Here is a 21,315-nt window from a genome sequence, read left to right as displayed (position 1 = left end):
CGTCAACGAGGCGCCGGGCACGCCCACCATTGCCACCCAGCCAGTGACGACGAAGATGGAAGGTACAGCACTGTCCGGCGTGGTCGCGGCCACCTTCTCCGCCACCGATCCGGACGGCACGGCGCCCAGCTATCAGATCGCCAGCGATCCCAAGGCCTGGTTCACGCTCTCCGGCAACCAGCTCAAGTTCAAGAGTGGGTTTAATTCGGATTTCGAGGCGCTGGTGGCCGCAGGCGGCGTGACCTTGACCGATGTCGACGGCGACGGCCAGAAGGAGGCAACCTACACCGCTTCCGTACGCTCGACAGACGGCAGCTTGGTCTCCGGCAATCGGGCGGTGACCGTGCGCATCGAAGACAAGAACGAAGCGCCATCGATCAGCGCCAAGAGCTTCACGGTCGCCGAAAGCGCTCCCGGCGCCGGCCAAACCCTGATCGGCACCATGACGTACTCCGACCCCGACTCGCAGAGCTACAACCGCAACCATCGCTTCTCGTTAACCAGTGGCGATACCAGTCGCTTCTCGATCAACGCCACCACTGGTCAGCTCTATCTGCAAGGAAGCCTGAATTTCGAGGCAGCCACGAGCCATACGGTGCAGGTGACGATCAAGGACCGGGCCGGCGGCGCTGGCACGTTGGCGAGCAGTGCATGGATTACAGTAAATGTTTCGAATGTTAATGAACGTCCGACGATCCAGTTCCGAGATGGCTATCCGGGTTATCCATCGAATCACGATTACGTGTCCGGAGCAGATCCGGAAGGCACCGCGATATCGTTTATTGTTACCAGTGCGGTCCGAGTGGAGCATATCTATGGATTCGAAACCGATACGTATACTTGGGAGACAGAACAGATCGACTACGAAAAACGATACGATGACGCAACTACTGGTTTCCTCCAGATTGCTGAGAGTGGGCTCAGTAGAGTGCTTCCGAGAGGAGGTTCGGTCAGTTGGACCGAAGGAAATAGAGAAGACCCGCGCGGTAACGGTGCTGGCTTCTATAGCGAGCTAACGAAAGATACGTACTACGAGATCACCGTCGTGTCGAAAGATGTGTCGGGGCTCACCAGCAACCCGATCAAAATTATCGTTTCTCAGTCTTCTTCTCGGCTCGGCCCCGTAGTGCTTGACCTAGATGGCGACGGTGTCGATCTTATTTCTTTGCGCGAGAGTGATATAGCGCTGGATATGGACGGAGACGGTACGAAAGATCTTACAGGATGGGTCGGCAGAAACGATGGCCTGCTGGTACTTGATCGCACAGTAATGGCACGATCGACGACGGCTCGGAAATCTCTTTTACCAGTGACCTGCCCGGCGCCTATTCTGACCTCCAAGGACTTGCGGCCTACGACAGCAACGGAAATGGCCTGTTCGACGCCGGAGACGCACGCTACAGCGAGTTCGGTGTATGGCGCGACCAGAACCAGGACGGGATCAGCCAGGCCGAGGAGCTATGGGCATTGGCGGACTTGGGTATCGTCTCGATCGATTTGAACGGCCAGCGGACGGGAGTGGATCCCGAGACTTCGTCCGACAATGCGATCTATGCGACCTCCAGCTTCCAACGAATCGATGGATCGGTTGGGATGGTGGGTGACGTGTTCCTGTCCTATGTCTCCGCCGCTAGTGCTGCCGCCGAGACGGCATTCTCGTCGAGGTCGTCGCAGAAAACTGGCTTCGTCCTGGGGGAGTACGATGCCGGTAATCGGTTCGAAAGGTGGCGAGTCGACGGGGACTGGAACAGGGAAGGAATGCTGCCTTACATCCCACAAGAGGGCGATCCGCAGGGCAGGCTCCCGGGTCGCTGGCCGGGCCGGGAGGGCGCCGGTGAATCCGGCGCTGGCGATGCCGCGCCCGGCAAGGTCGATCGCCGCGCCGATCGTGATCTGACTGCTGCACAGGCGATGGCGGCCGCGATGCAACATGATGGTTGGCGGGCTTCCTCGGCGGACGGGACTCACATACCGCCGACACGGGCCCCGGCCAATGCCAAGCCCGGGCAGGCGATGGCTGAACAAGGCATCGGATCGCAGGCGATTAGATACCCGGAGCAACAGTTCGAGACGCAAGATGGCCATCGGACTGCGCGCAGGCATTCCCGTTCCGCTCTGCACGATGGCCTCGCGTTGAACGAGAAGAAGCGTTTCCAGATGGTGGAAGCCATGTCCGCGTTCTCAGCCCAGTCCTACGCGGAGTTCGGCATGGGCACGGGCCAGGATCCCAAGGCCATGGAGTTGTTGACCACGTTGCCTGACCTTAGGATGACGGCATGAACGATAGCGTGGCCAATCCATCCGCGAGCACGTCGACTCATCCGGGCGCTCCGAAGACCGTTGCCGAAGCACTGGGACAAGTGGTCTGGCTGCTGAGCCAGTCGCCGCTGCACCGCGAAATGAAGCTGAAGGACCTGGAGTGGTCCTTCATGCCTGCGATCCTCAAGGAGCAGTTCCGGATCTTCCGCTTCGGTCCGTTGCCGAAGCTGGCGGGAGTCGATCCGCCCGAGTTCAAATTGACTGGTTTCACGAGGGAGGGCATCGAACAACTCCCGCTCGGGGTGGCCATTTGGGCTCATCTTTCGGAGGCGGCCGAGGCGAAACTCGAAAACGGCGAACATCTCGGCGCGGAGGACTGGCGTTCGGGCGACCGCTTGTGGCTGGTCGAGTTCGTTGCGCCGTTCGCCACCCCCGACAACAAGCTTGCCGAAACGATGATGCTGGACCTGATGGGCGGCCCCTTCCGGGGCAAGGCGTTCCATCTGCATCGTACCGATCCAGTGTCTGGCAGGCGAGACAAGGTCAAGATGAACGGCTTGCCGACTGAAGCCGCTTCAAGTGGTTGACTACCCACGAACAGGTCGAGGGCCCGCGCCCGCGCCGCTGGCGATACAGTGCGGCCGCAGCCCACGATCACCGCATTTCAACCCTATCGGCGCGTCGAGCGGCGCCGGCATCGCGCGCATGGCGCGCTCCTACGGGAGGCGCGGGCGGGGCGCGTGGAGGCTGGGATTCGCGAGCATCGCGTGCCCGACGTGCGCCTACAGCCGTGAAGCGGCGAACTCCCAGTTCACCAGCTGCCAGAACGCGTCGAGGTACTTCTCGCGGTTGTCGCGGTAGTCGAGAAAATACGCGTGCTCCCACAGGCAGCAGGCGAGCAGCGGCGTATCGGTGCCGGTCAGCGGCGTCACCGTGTGCGGCGTGGCCGCGATCGCCAGGCGGCCGTCGTCGCGGCGCAGCAGCCAGATCCAGCCGGCGCCGAAGCCGCGCAGCGCGGTGGCGGTGAATTGCGCGCGGAAGCCGGCGATATCCCCGAACGCGCCTGCCAGCGCATCGGCCAGTGCGCCTTCCGGCTCGCCGCCGCCGCCGGCTGCCGCCGGCTTCAGGCAGTTCCAGTAGAACGCGGTGCTCCAGACTTGCGCGGCGTGTTCGGCCATCGCGCCTTGGGCCTTGCGTACGATTTCCTCCAGCGCGAGCCCGGCGAAGGCGGTGCCCGCGAGCATGGTGTTGAGTTGCTCTACGTGGCCGCGCTGGTGACGGCCGTGGTGCTGGTCGACGGTGTCGCCGGAAATATGCGGTTCCAGCGCCGTGCGGTCGTAGGGAAGGGCGGGCAGTTCAATGGCCATCGGCACCGGGTGTCGGGGGTAGATGCGCGGCCACGCTAAGGCCCGTGATCGCATGAAAGCTTACAATGTGGGCGATTCTAACCCCACGTTCCGCCGCCGGCCTTCGCAATTCCTTCGCGCGCCGGCGCGCGGTTCATCGCAGGAGAACGCCCCATGGCTGTCATGCAGCGGATCCAGGCCGAGGTCGAGGGCCATCCGATTGTCCTTTTCATGAAGGGCACCCCGCAATTCCCGATGTGCGGCTTTTCGAGCCGCACGGTGAAGGCGCTGAAGGACGCCGGCGTCACCGACCTGCGCACCATCAACGTGCTGGAGGAACCGGAGATCCGCGCCAACCTGCCGCGCTACTCCAACTGGCCGACCTTCCCGCAGCTGTTCGTCCACGGCGAGTTGATCGGCGGCTGCGACATCACCCTGGAGCTGTACGAGTCCGGCGAGCTGGCGCGGATGATCTCGGAGGCGCAGAAGGCGTGAGCAAGGTGCCGCCCGACGCGCGGCCGGCGACGGCCGCGGCGCTGCACGGGCGCGTGGTGCTGGTGGTGGGGGCGCACGGCGGACTCGGCCGCGCCGCCGCGCTGGCCTGCGCCCGCGCCGGCGCCCGCCTGGTGCTGCTCGGGCGCCGCGTGCCCAAGCTTAACCGGGTGCACGATGCGATCGTGCAGGGCGGCGGCGAGGCGACGCTGTATCCGCTCGACCTGGAAGGCGCCAGCGCCGACGACTATGCCGAACTGGCCGCGCGCATCGAGGCCGAGTTCGGGCGCCTCGACGGCCTGCTGCACTGCGCCGCCTGGTTCCGCGGCCTGACCCCGCTCGAACACACCGATCCGGCCGCGTTCGCGCGCGCGCTGCACGTCGATCTCACCGCACGCTGGTGGCTCACCCAGGCCTGCCTGCCGCTGCTGCGGCGCGCCGCCGACAGCGCGGTGGTGTTCGTGATCGACGATCCCGTGGCGACCCGCCAGGCCTACTGGGGCGGCTACGGCATCGCCCAGTCCGGGCAGCAGGCATTGGTGCCGATGCTACACGCCGAACTCGCCGCGACGCCGGTGCGGATCAGCGGCCTGCAGCCGGGGCCGATGCGCACCGCGTTGCGGGCGCAGATCAGCGCCGAGGGCGACCGGGGGCAGGCGCGTGACCCGGACGACTACGCCGGGGCATGCGTCCATCTGCTGTCGGCCGACGGAGCGGCGCAGCGCGGACGGATCTGGTGCCCGGTGCCGTGAGCCACGCGCCGATGACCGCTTTCCGATGACGGCATGACGATCGCCTCCGCCGCACTGCTGCTGTTCCTGATCCTGGACCCATTGGGCAACGTGCCGGTGTTCCTGGGCATGCTGCGGCGCCTGCCGCCCAGGCGCCAGCGGATCGTGCTGGCGCGCGAGCTGCTGATCGCGCTGGCGGTGCTGATGCTGTTCCTGTGGGCCGGCAAGTACGCGCTGGAACTGATGCACCTGCGCCAGGAGTCGGTGGCCATCGCCGGTGGCATCGTGCTGTTCATCATCGGCCTGCGCATGATCTTCCCGCCGCCGCAGGGGCTGATGGGCGAGCTGCCGGACGGCGAGCCGTTCATCGTGCCCATGGCCATCCCGCTGGTCGCCGGCCCCTCGGGGATGGCGGCGGTGATGCTGATGGGCAGCAACGAGCCCGAACGCCTGGGCGAGTGGAGCCTGGCGCTGCTGATCGCCTGGGCCGCGACCGCGGCGATCCTGTTCTCGTCCACCTATCTCTACAAGCTGCTCGGCATGCGCGCCCTGACCGCCATCGAGCGGCTGATGGGCATGCTGCTGGTCGCGATCTCGGTGCAGATGCTGCTCGACGGCATCGTCGGCTACCTCCGGATCGGCACGCCGGCCTGAGCGGCGACGGCGACCACGTGACAAGCACTTAGCGCGCTTTGCTCAGGTGTCGGATAAAAGCCATGCGGGTCAGTGGCTTGCATCGTTCCGGACCTGTCATATCACTGTCATCCGCAGCCGGTACCGTGTTAATCTAAAGTTAACCGCTGCGCCTGCATTCGCGCCTCGCGGCCGGGACTCGCATTTTCCGCATCGCCAGAAACTGGCCGCACGCACGCACGTGTGGCCGCCATCCACGTATCCGAGGTTATCGACAATGACTCACAAGCACCGCGTCCGACTCTCCAAGCTGTCGCTCGGTCTGATCGTCGCGCTCGCCGCAGCGCCTGCCTTTGCGCAAAGCTCCACGTCAGCCGGTGTCGGTGGGCGCGTTGTCGGTGCCGACGGTCAACCGGTCACTGGTGCCGAAGTGACCATCGTCCACGTCGAGTCGGGTACGGTCAGCCGGGTCACCACCGATGCCAGCGGCAGGTACAACGCGCGCGGCCTGCGTGTCGGCGGCCCGTACTCGGTCACCATCAACAAGTCAGGCGAGGGCACCAGTAGCCAGGACAATGTCTTCCTAGGTCTTAACCAAGCCAATCAGATCGACGTCCGCCTGCAGGGCGACGTGACCACGCTGGAAACCGTGACCGCGATCGGCGTCGCTGGCTCAGAGATCTTCAGTGCCGCCAAGATGGGCACCGGTACGAATGTGGCGCGCGAGCAACTCGAGGCGCTGCCATCGATCCAGCGCAACGTCCAAGACTACATGCGCCTGGATCCGCGCATTGCGCAGACCGACAAGGCGCGCGGAGAAATCTCGGCCGGCGGCCAGAATACGCGCTTCAACGCGATTCGCATCGATGGTGTGAATACCAGCGACACGTTCGGCCTGGAATCCAACAACTTTCCGGTCCGGCGCCAGCCGGTGTCGATGGACGCGATCGAGGAAGTGCGCGTCGATCTGGCCAACTACGACACCACCATCACCGGCGCCACCGGCGCGATCGTGGACGCAGTGACGAAATCCGGTACCAACAATTTCTCGGGTTCGGTCTACGGCGTGTACCGTGAGAACAACTGGGTACGCGGAAACGAGGACGGCAGCGACTTCTCCGGCTTTACCGACGAGGAGATCTACGGCGCCACCTTCGGCGGTCCGATCATCAAGGACAAGCTGTTCTTCTTCGTCAACTATGAGAAGGGCACGCTGACTTCGCCGGCGCCGGCGTTCGGGCCGATCGGTTCCAGCGCCTCCAACATCGTCGGTATAACCCAGGACGAAATCGCCGAGGCGCAGCAGATCGCCCGCGACGTCTATGGCATCGATATCGGCACCATGCAGACCCCGTCGGGCGTCGAGCAGGAAATCGAGGAATATGCGATCAAGCTCGATTGGAACATCACCGACGACCATCGCGCTTCGGTGCGTTACTCCAAGCTCGAGCAGTCGGATCCGGTGCTGGCCGGTTCGGGCGACAATTCGCTGGGCCTGAACTCGCGTTGGTACACGATTGACAAGAACTACGAGAGCGTGGTCGCCCAGCTGTTCAGCGACTGGACCGACAACTTCTCTACCGAATTCAAGCTCGGTCAGCGTGAGTACGACTCGCTCAGCACCGTGTTTGCGCGCCTGCCGGCGTTGAGCATCGGATTCGGCGACAGCGCCGCGGATGCGGACGAGCCGAGTACGCCGACGCTCAACTTCGGCGCCGACGAGTTCCGTCATGGCAACCAAATCGAGACCAAGACCATCACCGGTCTAGCTGCCGGCACCCTGTTCGCAGGCGACCACACCGTCAAGTTCGGCCTGGACTACGAGGCCAATGACATCTACAACCTGTTTGCGCAAAACATCTGGGGCGCCTACAGCTTCGCCAGCCTCGACCACTTCCGCAACGGCGAATACTGGCAGTACCGGCTCAATGCGCCGGTGCCGGGCCTGGACTTCAACAGCATCGCGATGAACTACAAGCATCGCAACGTCGGCGTGTTCGTGCAGGATACTTGGGCAGTCAACTACAACCTCAGCCTGATGTTCGGTATTCGTGTCGACATCCCGGACCTGGACGATGTTCCGGTCCACAACCAGTTGGTTCAGCAGATCTATGGCCGCGACAATCGCAACACGCTCGATAGTGAGCTATGGCAGCCACGCTTCGGTTTCAACTACACCTTCGACAGCGACCTGCAGGCGCAGTTGCGCGGTGGCGTGGGCCTGTTCCAGGGTGCCGCGGCCAACGTCTGGGTGGGCAATTCCTACCAGAATTCCGGCTTTGGGCTGATCGGCTACAACTCTCAGATCGCCACAGGCATGACCCCGGAGCAGCGCGAGGAGATCTGGAACAATCTGCCGTTCAACCCGGATCCCGACAATCCGACCACGCCGCCGCCGGCCGCCGGTTACCAGATGATGGTCAACCTGATGGACGACGGCATGAAGCAGCCGTCGGTGTGGAAGACCAACTTGGCGTTCGATCACGAACTGCCGTGGTACGGCATCGTGGCATCGGCGGAAGCCCTCTACACGCGCGTGAAGGATGGCTTGGCGTTCGAGCGCCTTGACCTCGGCGCACCGACCGGCTTCGGCCAGGATGGCCGTCCGCTGTATTGGCGCGACGCGGCGATCCGCAACGGCGTGCGCGCCAATGGCAACACCGGCGTGGCGGAGATCGCGGACACGCTGCCGGGCTACGAGAATGTCACCGGTTGGCACAACGACGGCGTGATCCTGCTCAAGAATACCGACAAGGGCAGCTCGACCCAGTTTACGTTGAGCCTGAGCAAGCCGCTGGTCGAAAACTGGTCGTGGATGGCAGGTTACACCTACACCCGCGCCACCGAAGTGAGCCCGCTGACCTCGTCGCGCGCAATCTCCAACTGGAACGGCCGAATGATCTTCGATCCGAACGAGGACGAGGCGGCCCGCTCGAACTACGAGATCCGCGATCGTTTCATCGGCTCGCTGACCTTCCGTAAGGCGTTCTTCGGCAACTACAACACCGAAGTCTCGATGTTCTACGAAGGCCGTAGCGGCCGCCCGTACAGCTGGGTCTTCAGCAACGACGCCAATGGCGACGGCTACATCAACGATCTGCTCTATGTCCCGGGCGCACCTGGCGACGTGGAGTTCCGCGGCGGCGCCGAGATGGAGCAGGCGTTCTTCGATTGGCTGGCGCAGAATCCGGACGTGGCCCGTTCTGCGGGTGGCTCGACCGAACGCAACTCCAGCCGCTCGTCCTGGGTCAATACCTTCGACGTGCGCATCAAGCAGGAGCTTCCGGGCTTCTTCAGCGGACACAAGAGCGAGATCTGGCTCGACGTGATGAACATCGGCAACATGATCGACAAGGACTGGGGCAGGATCGAGGAGATCGGCTTCCCGTTCGGCCGCCGCGTGGCAACACTCGACGGCGTCAACCCGGAGACCGGCAAGTACGTCTACAACTTCGATCCGGACGATGTCTGGACCGAGAATCTGTACGACAACGTCGGCCAGTCGCGCTGGGCCCTGCAGGTGGGTTTCCGCTACAAGTTCTGATCCTTCGGGTTCGGACGCATCCAGGAACGGCCGGGCTTGCCCGGCCGTTTCCTTTTCCGGCCGGGGCTGCGCTACAGTGCCGCCCCAACCAAGAAGAACGGCGGCTATGGCAGGCGAGATCAAGGCATCGAGGGCGATGCCGGTGGTGAGCGCGCGGATCTACCCGCGCGGCGGGCTGGACGTGCTGTCGCGCGAGGAGGTGGCGCGGCTGAAGGACGCCTCCCATGGCGGCATGCACGACCTGCTGCGCCGCTGCGCGCTGGCGGTGCTGACCAGCGGCAGCGCCTCGGACGACCCGCGCGCCGCGCAGGAGCTGTATCCGGACTTCGACATCCAGGTGCTGCAGCAGGACCGCGGCGTGCGCATCGAGCTGGTCAACGCGCCGGCGATGGCCTTCGTCGACGGCGAGATCATCCGCGGTATCGCCGAGCTGCTGTTCGCCGTGGTGCGCGACCTGGCCTACACCGCGATCGAGCTCGGCGAAGCGGACGCCGTCGACCTGGAGACGACCGCCGGCATCACCGACGCCGTGTTCGGCCTGCTGCGCAACGCGCGCATCCTGCAGCCGGCCGATCCCAACCTGGTGGTGTGTTGGGGTGGGCATTCGATCAACCGCGACGAATACGACTACACCAAGCTGGTCGGCTACGAGCTCGGCCTGCGCGGCTTCGACATCTGCACCGGCTGCGGCCCGGGCGCGATGAAGGGGCCGATGAAGGGCGCCAATGTCGCCCACGCCAAGCAGCGCCGCTACCAGTCGCGCTACATCGGCATCACCGAGCCCGGCATCATCGCCGCCGAATCGCCGAACCCGATCGTCAACCACCTGGTGATCATGCCGGACATCGAGAAGCGGCTGGAAGCGTTCGTCCGCCTCGGCCACGGCATCATCGTGTTCCCCGGCGGCGTCGGCACCGCCGAGGAGATCCTGTACCTGCTCGGCCTGATGCTGCGCGAGGAGAACGCCGACCTGCCATTCCCGCTGATCCTGACCGGCCCCACCGCCTCGGCGCCGTACTTCGAACAGATCGACCGCTTCCTGCGCCTGACCCTGGGCGAGGCGGCGACCTCGCGCTACGAGATCATCGTCTCCGACCCGCAGAAGGTCGCCCGGCGCATGGCCGAGGGCATCAAGCGCGTGCGCGAGCATCGCCTCGCACAGCAGGATTCGTTCTACTTCAACTGGTCGCTGCAGATCCCGCTGGAATTCCAGCAGCCGTTCGTGCCCACCCACGAGGCGATGGCCGCGCTGGACCTGCACCACGGCCGCAAGCCGCACCAGCTGGCCGCCGACCTGCGCCGTGCGTTCTCCGGCATCGTCGCCGGCAACGTCAAGGAGGACGGCATGCGCCGGGTCGAGGAGTTCGGCCCGTTCCAGATCCACGGCGACACCGACATGATGCAGGCTCTTGACGCCCTGCTGCGCGCCTTCGTCGAGCAGCGACGAATGAAGATCTCCGGGCAGTACCGGCCGTGCTACGAGGTGCTGGCCTGAACTTCGTAGGAGCGTGCCATGCGCGCGAGGCCCGCGTGGCTTGGGCCTGATGTGCCGCGCCCGGTTTGCGGACCGCACCTCACGTCGCCCCGGTGAAGAAGGCCAAGGTGGCGTGGGTGCAGCCGGATCCCGCCGCCACGACCGCGTTCGTCGGGCCAGACGACCGCCTGTCCCTCCTGCGATTGCATGCGGGCAGCGGTCGTATAGGCTACCTGCGCGCCCGTCCACGCGGGCAGGGGAGAGGATTCGATGCGCTGTCGGGGATTCACGCTGGTGGAGTTGATGGTCACGATCGTGATCTTGGGCGTGGTCCTTGCCATCGGCTTTCCCAATTTCCAGGTCTCAATACGATCCAATCGTGTGGCGACGGCTAGCAACGAGCTGCTGGCTTCCCTTTCCCTGGCGAGGTCGGAGGCGATCCGCAATCCAGGAGGCGCCGGATTCTGCGCGAGCACGGCCGGCACCGATTGCGACGGTTCATGGGGCGATGGCTGGATGGTCTGGATCGACGCGGACGGGAACAGATTGCCAGGAGGCGTCAACGACAGGGTCGTCCGTTTCGTGGAAGCCCGCGATACGCTGAATATCACGACCGATGCCGATGAGGACGAGGACGATTCGATCTTCTTCGATCATCAGGGCAGGAAGGTCGGTGCAGGGCTCGAATTCACGATTTCCTCGGTGCCATGTCCGGCCGGCCAGCAATTGTCACGCCAGTTGCGCCTTTCATCGACGGGGCAGGCCGCGATCACCCCCATGGATTGCCCATCATGAACCATACATACTCGTCAGGTCGTACGGGACCACGTCGGGCTTCGGTGGCAGGATTCAGCATGATCGAAGTGCTGGTTGCGCTTCTGGTCATGGCACTCGGCCTTCTCGGGTTCGCCTTGATGCAGACCCTCAATCTGCGCTACACGCAGAGCGCGAATTACCGCACGCAGGCCACCAACCTGGCGAATGAGTTGGTAGACCAGATGCGCGTTAATCGCCTGTCCTCGGCCGACTTCGTTGCGGCGAGCTTCACTGCCGGGGAAATCACCGTTCCAGCAGCTGGTTGTCCCCGGCCCGTCGGCACCGCAGTGGAAATTACTGGCGCGAATGGCGTGATCGCAAGCTGGGAGTGTAAGGTCGTCCAGCTTCTGGGAGAAGGCGCTTCCGCCAATGTGGCCTATGCCGACGGGCTAGTCACGGTTGTCCTGTCCTGGGGCGATCGAGTGGGCGACGATCCGAACACTTCGTTTGAACTGGAGACACGCCTGTGAAAGGGAGTGCACGCCGCGTGCTGGGCATGTCCCTGCTCGAGATCATGATCGCGTTGCTGATCGGTAGCCTCTTGATACTGGCGCTGGTGCAGGTCTTTGCAGCCTCGCGCACTGCCTACCAGATGTCCGAAGGTATGGCCCGGGTGCAGGAGAACGCGCGTTTCGCGATGGATTTCCTGCAGCGCGATATCCGCATGGCGGGCCACTACGGATGTGTCAACGATCAGTCCCATCTGCAGAAAGAGGGATCTCTGGAGATCCATTTGGGCGCCGTAGGCGATCTTGGGAATCCGTTGAACTTCGGTGTTTCGGTGGTTGGATACGAAGCGCCGAACACGGGCCCAGAAGACACCGTCCAGATTGGAGAAGGCGGGGATTTGCCGGCGGGTCTGCCGGCCACCATCCAGGCACTGGAGCCGCTGCCAGGTAGCGATATCCTCGTGTTGCGCTATCTGGGAACACGCGGTGCACCGGTAACCAACATCGTCGATACCGGTAGCGAGGAAATATTAACGCTTGCCGACGGTAGCTGGGGTGCATTGACGACCGATGGCGTCGCCGAGCCCACCTTTTTCGGTGTTGCCGACTGTACCTATGTAGATGTGTTCGCAGGCAGTTCCGCTGGTGGCGAGGGCGTGGTTACCGTCAATATTGCGCCGACATCGGCCGATACCACGGACCTGATCGGGCGCTACACGCCGCAACCTTCGGGGCAGAGCATGCTCTATCGCGCGGAATCGCTCGTGTACTACGTCGCGATTAGCAAAGCGTCCGGGAACCCTGCACTGTTTCGCGCTCGTTATCTTGGAGGTGCGTACGAGGCGGAAGAGTTGGTCGAGGGCATCGAGAACATGCAGTTGCTGTACGGGCTGGATAGAGTTGCCGATCTGGCGACAGCGCCACCCAGCGGATATATCAGCGTACGTCAGACCGCAGGTGATATCAGCGCCGCCAACGAGGCAGTGGGTTGGCGTCGCGTAGGCATGGTTCAAGTGGGCTTGTTGGCCAGCAGCCCCAATCTGGCCGCGGCCGAACAAGCAGAAGCAAGGAATGTTCTCGGCGTGGATTTCACGCCGCCTGCGGAAAACGACAGACTGTATCGGGCCAGCTACGAAGCCACCATCGCCTTGCGCAACCGCCTCTACGGCAACTGACAGGAATCACGTCATGCCTCGTTCCAAACGTTCTTCCCCCGGAGGCCGGCGCTCGCAATCCGGTGCCGTGCTGTACATCGCCTTGATCATGCTGATCCTGTTGGCCCTGATCGGCATCGTCGGCATGCAGGTGGCGGGGATGCAGGAGCGGATGTCGGCCAATTACCGTGCAGTCAATGTGGCTTTTCAGAGCGCGGAGGGCGTGGCGCGCATGACCGAGTGCGGAATCGAGGATCTCGTCAACCAAACAAGCACGAGCGGCTGCCCCACAGTCACGCCCAACCAGGTCTGCGACGACGACTTCGACCCGGTTAGTTGGGTCGAGGATCAGAACATGGCCATGATCAGCAGTGTCAATTCCCGGTTGATCGGCCCGTGCATCAGCGGCAACACAACGCTGGACATGGGGCGGCCGATCAATGAGGACCCGAACCCGATCTATCAGATCACCGCCTACGCGACCGATGCCGAGGATCTCAACCCGACGGTGGGGATCACTCGTCCCGGCCCGACTTCCGCGGCCGCAATCGACACTATTTTCAGGCCTTAAGAAGGAACGCGACCATGGCTTCCCGCCGCTTCAAGCTGATCTCGTTCGCCGCGCTGGCAACCGCAGGTGTCGTAGGCTATTTCCTGTATTCGGTGTTTGCGGCGCAGGCGGTCGGTACCCTCGCGCAGGCACCACTGAACGTGGTCAACAGCACGCCGCCGGCACTGATCATGGCGGTCGACGATTCCGGTTCGATGGATTTCGAAACTCTGTTGCCAACCAATGATGGCGCGGCTTGGTGGGATGCGGGACGCGATACGTTCATCGGCCTCAACCAGAACGATGCGGCAAGTGCCGGGACGCTCAACTTCAATCGGGCAGGCGGGTCTAACAACGACAGATGGAAGAAGTACGTCTATCTGTTTCCTTTTGGCGGCGGCGCCGACGGCAAGGCAAACGTAGACAACGTCAACGATCACTTCGCCATCCCCCCGACCCCTGTGTACGGTTGGGCGCGCTCACCGGATGTCAATCTGGCTTATTTCGACCCGTTGACGATCTACGATCCGTGGATCGAGTCCGATGGCAGCCCCCTGCAAGGAGTGGCTGGAATCGATGATACGACGGGGCAGGTCATTGCGACCTCTGCGCCAGCCGATCCGAAGCGTGGCACCACCCGTCTCGACCTAACCAATGATTTCAGATACGACGTCGATAATGGCGTGTTCGTGTTCCACCAGGGCATGGTTGTGCCCGCTGGAGCCGTCTATCGGTCCCGTGGTTGCGATAACGGTGGCGCAATCGAAAGATCCTGGGAAGACCCACTGTCAGGGGGATGGTCGACTGCCCAGGCCAACAGAAGAATAACGGGCAATGATGGACGTTCTCGTTGCCGCGTCGCCATTCGCTACTATCCAGCCACATTCTACGTTCTGGAATCCAGGGCTGCAGCCGTCGCAGCCAGCATCGGATACAGTGCGACGCCGCAGGTCGACGGTGCGCAAACACCAGACGGTCGGGCGCTTGCCCGGTTCGAGATTCGTTCTGCAAATTTCGTCGCAGGTGCCTACGACGCGGCCATCAAGAATTTCGCCAACTGGTTCAGTTATTACCGAAAGCGCCATGCGGCGACCCGGGGAGGTATCAGCCTGGCATTCGGAAAGTCCCGTGATGCCATACGAGTCGGCTATTTCACCATCAACAATCGCGTTAATGTCGTGATGAGGGACATGACGGATAGGAGCGCCACTGGCGACCGCAAGCTCCTGTTCGACAGTATCTTCGCATTGCGTGGGAGCGGCGGCACCCCGAACAAGGAAGCGGTGGCGCACATGGGCGAGCAGTTCAAGCGGGGGCGGGAGGCGGGTGGTGCCCAGCCGATTCGACTGGCCTGCCAGAAGAACTACGGCATGTTGTTTACCGATGGCTTCAGCAACAACTCGACGACTTCGGTTACGGCCAATGTCGATGGCACCGGCGCTGTGCCCTTCGTACATACGGTCTTCGGAGACAGGATGTCTGGAACGATGGCCGATATCGCCGCGCATTATTACACTCAGCGTCTTGGGCCGACGGATCTTCCCCGCGGAAAAGTGCCGGTGTCGAAGCAATGCAGTGATCCGAATCCGGATCCCAGGCTGGACTGCCAGACCGATCCCCACATGAATTTCTATGGGATTACCCTGAACGGCCGCGGTTTGCAGTATGACGTGAACGAACCTGCCACCAGGGATCCTTACACGAACATTCCAGCATGGCCGACCGCTTTCTTTGACCGGCATCCTTCCGCGATCGACGATATCTGGCATGGGACGATCAATGCACGTGGTGCGTTCTACAACGCGCGCAAGCCGGATGATATTGCCAAGGCCATCGAACAGGTTCTGAATGCGGTCATCTCTCCGGAAGGGGCCTCTGGCAGCATTGCCTTGACTGGTGCCCGTATCAATGCGAATTCATTGGTGGTGGAGCCGAGCTACGGCGTTGATAACGATGGAACCGACTGGTACGGAAAGTTACACGCGTCGCGCGCATCCATAGACCCGACCACGCGAGACGTTACGTTTACGAGCCTCTGGGAAGCGAGCAATCGGATGCCCGGACCGACTGCCCGCGCCAATCAGACTTGGTTCGCCGAAATGCCTGCCAGTGGTGTCGTGCCGAACGTGCGCAGATTCAACGCGTCTAATCTGGCCGGCCGGCCCTTCGAGGCGCTATGCAATAACGCCTTGGCACGGTGTACTCCCGATCTGGTGGACGCACTGGGTGTGACCGAAGAAGAGGCAGTGTCGTACCTGCTGGGCGACGATAGTCTTGAGGCGCGGTTTGGAGGAACGAAGAAGCTCCGCGATCGCGAGACTGTACTCGGCGATATCATCAATTCGTCTCCCGTGGTGAGCGCGCCAAAGGATGATTATGGCTACCGTAGTTTGCCGGCACCTTATGGTGGCGCGGCTTACAACGATTACCTGGCGCGCACAGGCGCCGACTATAAGACTGGGCGAGATCCGATGGTTTACGTCGGGGCCAACGACGGCATGCTTCATGCCTTTAATGGGGATACAGGTAGGCAAGAGTTTGCCTATATTCCCGCGACGGCCGTCGGCCATATGGGTAATTTGCTGTTCCCGTATCGCGTTGAAGACAGGGATGCGCAGGTTTTTCAACATCGCTATTACGTGGATGGTCCGATCTCGGTATCGGATGCTTATTACGACGGCAATTGGGAAACCGTTCTGGTCGGGACGGCGGGCGCTGGCGGTCGCGGCGTATTTGCGCTCAATGTGTCGAACCCGGGAGGCTTTGATCAAAACGACGTCCTGTGGGAAGTCAACGATCAGGTGCAGGATGCCAGCATTGCCAACAACATCGGATATGTGCTCGGCAAGCCGGTGATCGTTCCTGTTCGGACAGGCCATGGAAGCGGTCCGGTGCGGTGGAAGGCGATCTTCGGGAACGGCTACAACAGCGTGAACGGTCGGGCGGTGCTATTCGTCGTCGACATCACGGACAGCGGAAATCCAGAAGTTACGATGGTTGAAGCGGTCGAGAGCGGAGCGCCCGACGGCAGGAACGGTTTGGGAAATGTGCTTGTCCTGGATCGATGGGGGCCAAACCCGCTCGATAGCGGCAACCTCAACTTGCAGGTCCGTGACGGCTTCGCGGATACGGTCTACGCTGCTGACCAGAAAGGGGCGATCTGGAAATTCGATCTGCGGAGTGAATCGCCGAGCGATCAGGCCGTACCCTTGTTCACGACGTTTCGCTACGTAACTGGCCCGGAAAGCGGCACCCGCCAGCCAATCGTGGGCGGGCTTACTGCTGCAGCAGGACCGCGCGGAGGTGTCATGATCTACTTTGGAACGGGTAGCTTCTCGTTCGATGGCGACCAGGACGACGCGACCATGCAGTCGCTGTATGCGGTACTCGATGTCGGTACTGGAGAGCCGGCTGCTCCATTGACACGGGGCGATCTGCTTCAGCAGACAATTACGGCGACGGTCGAGCAGAGACTGGAAGGCGAGATGTATGAGGTGCGTACTACAAGCTCCAACCGGATGATCGGCCTCAGATCGGGATGGTATCTGGATCTGCCGGCGGGAGAGCGATTCGTAGGATATCCACGTATCGAGCAGGGTGTTGTCTTCATGCCAACTTACGATCCGAATGCAAGTGCCGGAGAGTGTACGACCAATGGCAGTAACTGGCTCTACGGATTGAATGCCTTGAGCGGTGCCGCGGCATTGCAGGACGTGCGGATCGGATCCGTAACCGGCGATTCACCCTCCGGGGCTACGGGCGCACTCGGGCTCAAGACGGATAGCACTGCGCCGGTCAAGGATGTCGCTGTGCTCTCAACCGCGCGGGTTTCCCCGCTCGATGATTCAGCGACCGAGGATGACCTGAAAGATGCGCTTGCAGCCCAATGTTCGATGGTGGTGCAAGTTGCAGGCGCGCCACCCCTGGTCTTGCCTCGTGCTTGTGGGCGTCAGTCATGGAGACAAATCCAGTGATTGCACGATTGCAAGCAGGTAACTTCTCGAGCCAGGTCGCTGGTGCGCCGGCCTTGTACCTGCTGCGGGCGTGTGGACGCCATCCCTGGCGGCAAAAATCCGACGAGGGGACGAACGTGAGTTCGATCGCTATGAACAGTAAAGGTGTGCCTTCCGGCTTGACGAGAGGACGGCCGGTCGGTTTCACGTTGATCGAGTTGATGATCGTCGTGGCGATCATCGCGGTACTGGCGGCGATCAGCTATCCGGCGTACCAGCAGCACGTGCAGAAAACCCGGCGCGCCCAGGCCAAGGCGGATTTGATCGAATACGCACAGCTTGCCGAGCGTTTTCACACGGTCAACAACACCTATGTGGGATTCGACCTTCCCGTCGATTTTTCTCCGAGGGAAGGTGGGGTCGCGTTCTACGGCCTTGAGCTTGCAGGCGTGGACCAGGACGAGTACACGATCACTGCCACTCCTGTTGAAGGAACGCGCCAGGCAGATGACAAGTGTGGCGCGCTATCGATCGATCAGGCCGGCATCAAGACGCATGGCGGCGGCAGCGAAAACAATGGCGAATGCCAATTCGGGACCGGTGGTTGACGCAGACGCAGACGCACAAAAAAGCCGCGGAGCGATCCGCGGCTTTTTTGCTTGTTTGGCGCCCGAAGTTGGACTCGAACCAACGACCCCCTGATTAACAGTCAAGTGCTCTAACCAGCTGAGCTATTCGGGCGGGGACAGTCATTTTAATGGCCTGCGGGCTGGGGTCAAGGTCACGGCCGCCCACGGATGGCTGGCGGTCGGTTCATGTTCCCGCGGGCCATTCTGAGAGATCGCTAGGGGCAGGAGAACCGGCCGACTCGAGGCGTCAGCCAAAGCAAGGTGTCGGCCGATTCGGGCGCTCGCTGCGGATTCGCCCCAGGTTGCTCACCACGACCTTGCCGGCGAGCGTGTCCCGGCGGCAAATCTTCACGCTGAGCGGCGTGCCGGCGCTACGCCCATCGCGCTGGTAGCGGAGGAACTTGCGGGTGGCGTGCAGATCGAGGTCTTTGCCGAGGGGGGCGTCGCTGGAGCGAAGAATGTCGCTGGATGCGTCGGGCTGACGGTTGCCATCCGGGTCACGGAAGACCAGCCATCCGGACGCCCAGTCATGCCCATCTTGACAGTGCCGGTCGGCTGTCCGGGGGCAGATTACGATCTCTTCGCTGCGCATGACGGCGCTGCCGCGCGCCATTGCCAGGTCAGCGCTGATCAGGTGCATCGTGGTGCTGATGCGGTGCCGCTGCAGCACCTCGCCGAAGGCGGGGAGTCCCAATGTGAGGGTGACGGCGATGACGGCCAGCACAGTCATCGCCTCGATCAGGGTGAATCCTGCGTCCTTGCGGGTCATGGTTGGCTTCCTGCCGGGGTGGAGGCCGCAGAGTGCTGGATGGCGGGGCTTGGGCGGTATCGGCGATTCCGGGCGTCGGCGTAGGAAAAATCCCGAACTGGTCGTAGGTGCCGGACATTGCGGCGATACACCGCGAGCCATCAAGCCGACGCGCCACCGCGCGTGGGAAGCGCATCCTGCCACCGGTCCTCTGGTCGACGAGTTGTCCGGCCGCGGTCATGCCCCCATCTCCGCGAGGGTCTAGACTGATCGTTTGTCCGCCCCCGACCATCTTCCCCCACATGAACGACACCGACCAATCCGCCGGTTTCCGCCTCGTCTCGCCGTACTCGCCCGCCGGTGAGCAGCCGCAGGCGATCGCGCGCCTGATCGAAGGCTTCGAGTCCGGGCTGGCCCGGCAGACCCTGCTCGGGGTGACCGGCTCGGGCAAGACCTACACCATCGCCAACGTGATCCAGGCGGTGCAGAAGCCAACCCTGGTGATGGCGCCGAACAAGACCCTGGCGGCGCAGCTGTACGGGGAGTTCAAGTCGTTCTTCCCGAACAACGCGGTCGAGTACTTCGTCAGCTACTACGACTACTACCAGCCTGAGGCCTACGTGCCGTCGTCGGACACGTACATCGAGAAGGACAGCTCGATCAACGACCACATCGAGCAGATGCGGCTGGCGGCGACCAAGGCGCTGCTGTCGCGGCCCGACGCAATCATCGTGGCCACGGTGTCGGCGATCTACGGCCTGGGCGATCCCGAGGACTACCTGAAGCTGCGGCTGATCCTGGCCCGCGGCGAGCGCATCGAGCAGCGCGCGCTGATCCGCCAGCTGACCGAGTTGCAGTACACCCGCAACGACACCGAGCTGCGCCGCGGCACCTACCGGGTGCGCGGCGAGGTGATCGACGTGCACCCGGCCGAGTCCGATGCCGAGGCGCTGCGCATCGAGCTGTTCGACGGCGAGGTCGAGAACCTCAGCCTGTTCGACCCGCTGACCGGAGAGGTGCAGCGCAAGGTGCCGCGCTACACGGTCTACCCGAAGACCCACTACGCCAGCACCCGCGAGAGCGTGCTCAACGCGGTGGAGACGATCAAGGTCGAGCTGAAGGAGCGCCTGGAGCAGCTGTACGCGCAGAACAAGCTGGTCGAGGCGCAGCGGCTGGCGCAGCGCACCCAGTTCGACCTGGAGATGATGGCCGAGGTCGGGTTCTGCAACGGCATCGAGAACTATTCCCGGCACATGACCCGGCGGCTGCCGGGCGAGCCGCCGCCGACCCTGTTCGACTACCTGCCGCCCGACGCGCTGCTGGTGATCGACGAGTCGCACGTCACCGTCCCGCAGATCGGCGCCATGTACAAGGGCGACCGCTCGCGCAAGGAGACGCTGGTGGAGTTCGGTTTCCGGCTGCCGTCGGCGCTGGACAACCGGCCGTTGAAGTTCGAGGAGTGGGAGGAGCGTTCGCCGCGTACGATCTTCGTCTCGGCCACGCCCGGCCCGTACGAGCAGCGCGAGTCCGAGGGCGAAGTGGTGGAGCTGGTGGTGCGGCCGACCGGCCTGATCGATCCCGAGGTCGAGATCCGCCCGGTCGCCACCCAGGTCGACGACGTGCTCGGCGAGATCACCGAGCGCGTCGCCATGGGCGACCGGGTGCTGATCACCACCCTGACCAAGCGCATGGCCGAGAACCTGACCGAGTACCTGGGCGAGCATGGCGTGCGGGTGCGCTACCTGCATTCGGACATCGACACGGTGGAGCGAGTGGAGATCATCCGCGACCTGCGCCTTGGCAATTTCGACGTGCTGGTCGGCATCAACCTGCTGCGCGAAGGCCTGGACATGCCGGAGGTGTCGCTGGTGGCGATCCTGGACGCCGACAAGGAAGGCTTCCTGCGCTCGGCCGGCTCGCTGATCCAGACCATCGGCCGCGCCGCGCGCAACCTGCGCGGCAAGGCGATCCTGTACGCCGACCGGGTGACGCGCTCGATGCAGGCCGCGCTCGATGAGACCGACCGCCGCCGCCAGAAGCAGGTCGAGTACAACCTCGAGCACGGCATCACCCCGAAATCGATCGCCCGGGCGGTGATGGACATCATGGAGGGCGCCCGCCCCGAGCCGGCGCTGGAGAAGCGCGGCCGCGGCAAGGGCCGCAGGGTGGCGGAGGAGGCCGAGGACTACGCGAAACTCGGCCCCGCGCAGCTGGCGGCCAAGCTCAAGGCGCTGGAGCAGCAGATGTACCAGCACGCCCGCGACCTCGAGTTCGAGGAGGCGGCGCAGGTCCGCGACCGCATCCGCCAGCTGAAGGAAGCGACCCTGGTCAGCTGAATTGGTCCGGGCCCTCGTAGGAGCGCGCCATGCGCGCGATGCCGGCGCCGTCGGCCGGCCCGCATGGCGTCGGTGGCCACAACCTGTCCGAAGCCACCCCGCACGTCATACGGCGCCGGCATCGCGCGCGTGGCGCGCTCCTACGTCAGGAATGGGCGCCGGTTGTGGCGGGCGGGGCGCCGGGGTAGAATTCGCGGCCCT

At 63.3% G+C, this 21,315-nt stretch carries 17 protein-coding genes and 1 tRNA gene; 15 read left to right on the top strand and 3 right to left on the bottom strand.

Going from position 1 to position 21,315, the window contains the following annotated elements:
• The 3 genes from FXO19_RS06205 to FXO19_RS06195 all read left to right on the top strand — a co-directional run.
• The coding region (locus FXO19_RS06205; RefSeq protein WP_149194183.1) for a cadherin repeat domain-containing protein at positions 1 to 1,501 on the top strand (1,501 nt) is incomplete at its 5' end.
• Complete coding sequence (locus FXO19_RS06200; protein ID WP_149194182.1) at positions 1,477 to 2,280, top strand: hypothetical protein; 804 nt, start codon at positions 1,477 to 1,479, stop codon at positions 2,278 to 2,280. The genes FXO19_RS06205 and FXO19_RS06200, both read left to right, overlap by 25 nt.
• On the top strand, positions 2,277 to 2,846 hold the full coding sequence (locus FXO19_RS06195; RefSeq protein ID WP_149194181.1) for a toxin-activating lysine-acyltransferase: 570 nt from the start codon (positions 2,277 to 2,279) through the stop codon (positions 2,844 to 2,846). Before FXO19_RS06200 ends, FXO19_RS06195 begins: the two co-directional genes overlap by 4 nt.
• Positions 2,847 to 3,041: 195 nt before the next feature.
• Here the strand turns inward: FXO19_RS06195 and FXO19_RS06190 are convergent, their stop codons facing one another.
• The gene (locus FXO19_RS06190) at positions 3,042 to 3,626 is read right to left on the bottom strand and encodes a Fe-Mn family superoxide dismutase (RefSeq protein WP_149194180.1); all 585 of its coding nucleotides are present in this window, start codon (positions 3,624 to 3,626) and stop codon (positions 3,042 to 3,044) included.
• 153 nt (positions 3,627 to 3,779) lie between these two features.
• Here FXO19_RS06190 and grxD point away from each other — a divergent pair, with 153 nt between their 5' ends.
• From grxD to FXO19_RS06135, 11 genes are all read left to right on the top strand, one after another.
• Positions 3,780 to 4,100, top strand: a complete 321-nt coding sequence (gene grxD / locus FXO19_RS06185) for a Grx4 family monothiol glutaredoxin (RefSeq protein ID WP_149194179.1) — start codon at positions 3,780 to 3,782, stop codon at positions 4,098 to 4,100.
• Between the two features lie 5 nt (positions 4,101 to 4,105).
• Positions 4,106 to 4,849, top strand: coding sequence for an SDR family NAD(P)-dependent oxidoreductase (locus tag FXO19_RS06180; protein WP_255516323.1), 744 nt, complete (start codon positions 4,106 to 4,108; stop codon positions 4,847 to 4,849).
• Positions 4,850 to 4,882: 33 nt separating this feature from the next.
• Positions 4,883 to 5,482 (top strand): MarC family protein, encoded by a 600-nt coding sequence (locus tag FXO19_RS06175; RefSeq protein ID WP_149194178.1) that lies wholly within the window; start codon positions 4,883 to 4,885, stop codon positions 5,480 to 5,482.
• A 256-nt stretch (positions 5,483 to 5,738) separates the two neighbouring features.
• Positions 5,739 to 9,005, top strand: coding sequence for a TonB-dependent receptor (locus FXO19_RS06170; protein WP_149194177.1), 3,267 nt, complete (start codon positions 5,739 to 5,741; stop codon positions 9,003 to 9,005).
• Positions 9,006 to 9,111: 106 nt separating this feature from the next.
• A complete protein-coding gene (ppnN, locus tag FXO19_RS06165; RefSeq protein ID WP_149194176.1) occupies positions 9,112 to 10,500 on the top strand; it encodes a nucleotide 5'-monophosphate nucleosidase PpnN in 1,389 nt (462 codons plus the stop codon).
• Positions 10,501 to 10,749: 249 nt separating this feature from the next.
• Entirely contained in the window at positions 10,750 to 11,274 is a 525-nt protein-coding gene (locus FXO19_RS06160) for a GspH/FimT family pseudopilin (protein WP_149194175.1), read from the top strand.
• On the top strand, positions 11,271 to 11,765 hold the full coding sequence (gene pilV / locus FXO19_RS06155) for a type IV pilus modification protein PilV (protein WP_149194174.1): 495 nt from the start codon (positions 11,271 to 11,273) through the stop codon (positions 11,763 to 11,765). The genes FXO19_RS06160 and pilV overlap by 4 nt, the downstream gene beginning before the upstream one ends.
• A gap of 26 nt (positions 11,766 to 11,791) precedes the next feature.
• Positions 11,792 to 12,919 carry a PilW family protein gene (locus tag FXO19_RS06150; protein WP_149194173.1) on the top strand — a complete coding sequence of 376 codons (1,128 nt, stop codon included), beginning with the start codon at positions 11,792 to 11,794 and terminating at the stop codon, positions 12,917 to 12,919.
• Between the two features lie 13 nt (positions 12,920 to 12,932).
• Positions 12,933 to 13,469 carry a pilus assembly PilX family protein gene (locus FXO19_RS06145; protein WP_149194172.1) on the top strand — a complete coding sequence of 179 codons (537 nt, stop codon included), beginning with the start codon at positions 12,933 to 12,935 and terminating at the stop codon, positions 13,467 to 13,469.
• Positions 13,470 to 13,483: 14 nt separating this feature from the next.
• A complete protein-coding gene (locus FXO19_RS06140) occupies positions 13,484 to 17,422 on the top strand; it encodes a pilus assembly protein (RefSeq protein ID WP_149194171.1) in 3,939 nt (1,312 codons plus the stop codon).
• A 131-nt stretch (positions 17,423 to 17,553) separates the two neighbouring features.
• Positions 17,554 to 18,009, top strand: coding sequence for a type IV pilin protein (locus FXO19_RS06135; RefSeq protein ID WP_149194217.1), 456 nt, complete (start codon positions 17,554 to 17,556; stop codon positions 18,007 to 18,009).
• 56 nt (positions 18,010 to 18,065) lie between these two features.
• On the opposite strand, the gene FXO19_RS06130 is transcribed toward FXO19_RS06135, so the two are convergent.
• Together FXO19_RS06130 and FXO19_RS06125 are read right to left on the bottom strand one after the other, a co-directional pair.
• A tRNA-Asn gene (locus FXO19_RS06130) sits at positions 18,066 to 18,142 on the bottom strand.
• A 135-nt stretch (positions 18,143 to 18,277) separates the two neighbouring features.
• The gene (locus FXO19_RS06125) at positions 18,278 to 18,799 is read right to left on the bottom strand and encodes a GspH/FimT family pseudopilin (protein ID WP_187775649.1); all 522 of its coding nucleotides are present in this window, start codon (positions 18,797 to 18,799) and stop codon (positions 18,278 to 18,280) included.
• Positions 18,800 to 19,080: 281 nt separating this feature from the next.
• On the opposite strand from FXO19_RS06125, the gene uvrB reads away from it, so the two are divergent.
• On the top strand, positions 19,081 to 21,114 hold the full coding sequence (gene uvrB, locus FXO19_RS06120) for an excinuclease ABC subunit UvrB (protein WP_149194169.1): 2,034 nt from the start codon (positions 19,081 to 19,083) through the stop codon (positions 21,112 to 21,114).
• The last annotated feature ends 201 nt before the right edge of the window (positions 21,115 to 21,315 follow it).

The organism is Luteimonas suaedae (genome assembly GCF_008312895.1).
Taxonomy (GTDB): Bacteria; Pseudomonadota; Gammaproteobacteria; order Xanthomonadales; family Xanthomonadaceae; genus Luteimonas; species Luteimonas suaedae.
The sequence above is the reverse complement of the archived record's forward strand: the minus strand, read 5'-3'. Positions and strand labels throughout refer to the sequence as shown.

Excerpts from the sequence above, each read along its gene's own strand:
- FXO19_RS06160 (WP_149194175.1), top strand. The coding sequence starts at position 10,750 with ATGCGCTGTCGGGGATTCACGCTGGTGGAGTTGATGGTCACGATCGTG.
- pilV (WP_149194174.1), top strand. The coding sequence starts at position 11,271 with ATGAACCATACATACTCGTCAGGTCGTACGGGACCACGTCGGGCTTCG.
- FXO19_RS06170 (WP_149194177.1), top strand. The coding sequence starts at position 5,739 with ATGACTCACAAGCACCGCGTCCGACTCTCCAAGCTGTCGCTCGGTCTG.
- FXO19_RS06135 (WP_149194217.1), top strand. The coding sequence starts at position 17,554 with ATGAACAGTAAAGGTGTGCCTTCCGGCTTGACGAGAGGACGGCCGGTC.
- FXO19_RS06190 (WP_149194180.1), bottom strand. The coding sequence starts at position 3,626 with ATGGCCATTGAACTGCCCGCCCTTCCCTACGACCGCACGGCGCTGGAA.
- FXO19_RS06140 (WP_149194171.1), top strand. The coding sequence starts at position 13,484 with ATGGCTTCCCGCCGCTTCAAGCTGATCTCGTTCGCCGCGCTGGCAACC.
- FXO19_RS06175 (WP_149194178.1), top strand. The coding sequence starts at position 4,883 with ATGACGATCGCCTCCGCCGCACTGCTGCTGTTCCTGATCCTGGACCCA.
- uvrB (WP_149194169.1), top strand. The coding sequence starts at position 19,081 with ATGAACGACACCGACCAATCCGCCGGTTTCCGCCTCGTCTCGCCGTAC.
- grxD (WP_149194179.1), top strand. The coding sequence starts at position 3,780 with ATGGCTGTCATGCAGCGGATCCAGGCCGAGGTCGAGGGCCATCCGATT.
- FXO19_RS06195 (WP_149194181.1), top strand. The coding sequence starts at position 2,277 with ATGAACGATAGCGTGGCCAATCCATCCGCGAGCACGTCGACTCATCCG.
- FXO19_RS06145 (WP_149194172.1), top strand. The coding sequence starts at position 12,933 with ATGCCTCGTTCCAAACGTTCTTCCCCCGGAGGCCGGCGCTCGCAATCC.
- FXO19_RS06125 (WP_187775649.1), bottom strand. The coding sequence starts at position 18,799 with ATGACCCGCAAGGACGCAGGATTCACCCTGATCGAGGCGATGACTGTG.
- FXO19_RS06150 (WP_149194173.1), top strand. The coding sequence starts at position 11,792 with ATGTCCCTGCTCGAGATCATGATCGCGTTGCTGATCGGTAGCCTCTTG.
- ppnN (WP_149194176.1), top strand. The coding sequence starts at position 9,112 with ATGGCAGGCGAGATCAAGGCATCGAGGGCGATGCCGGTGGTGAGCGCG.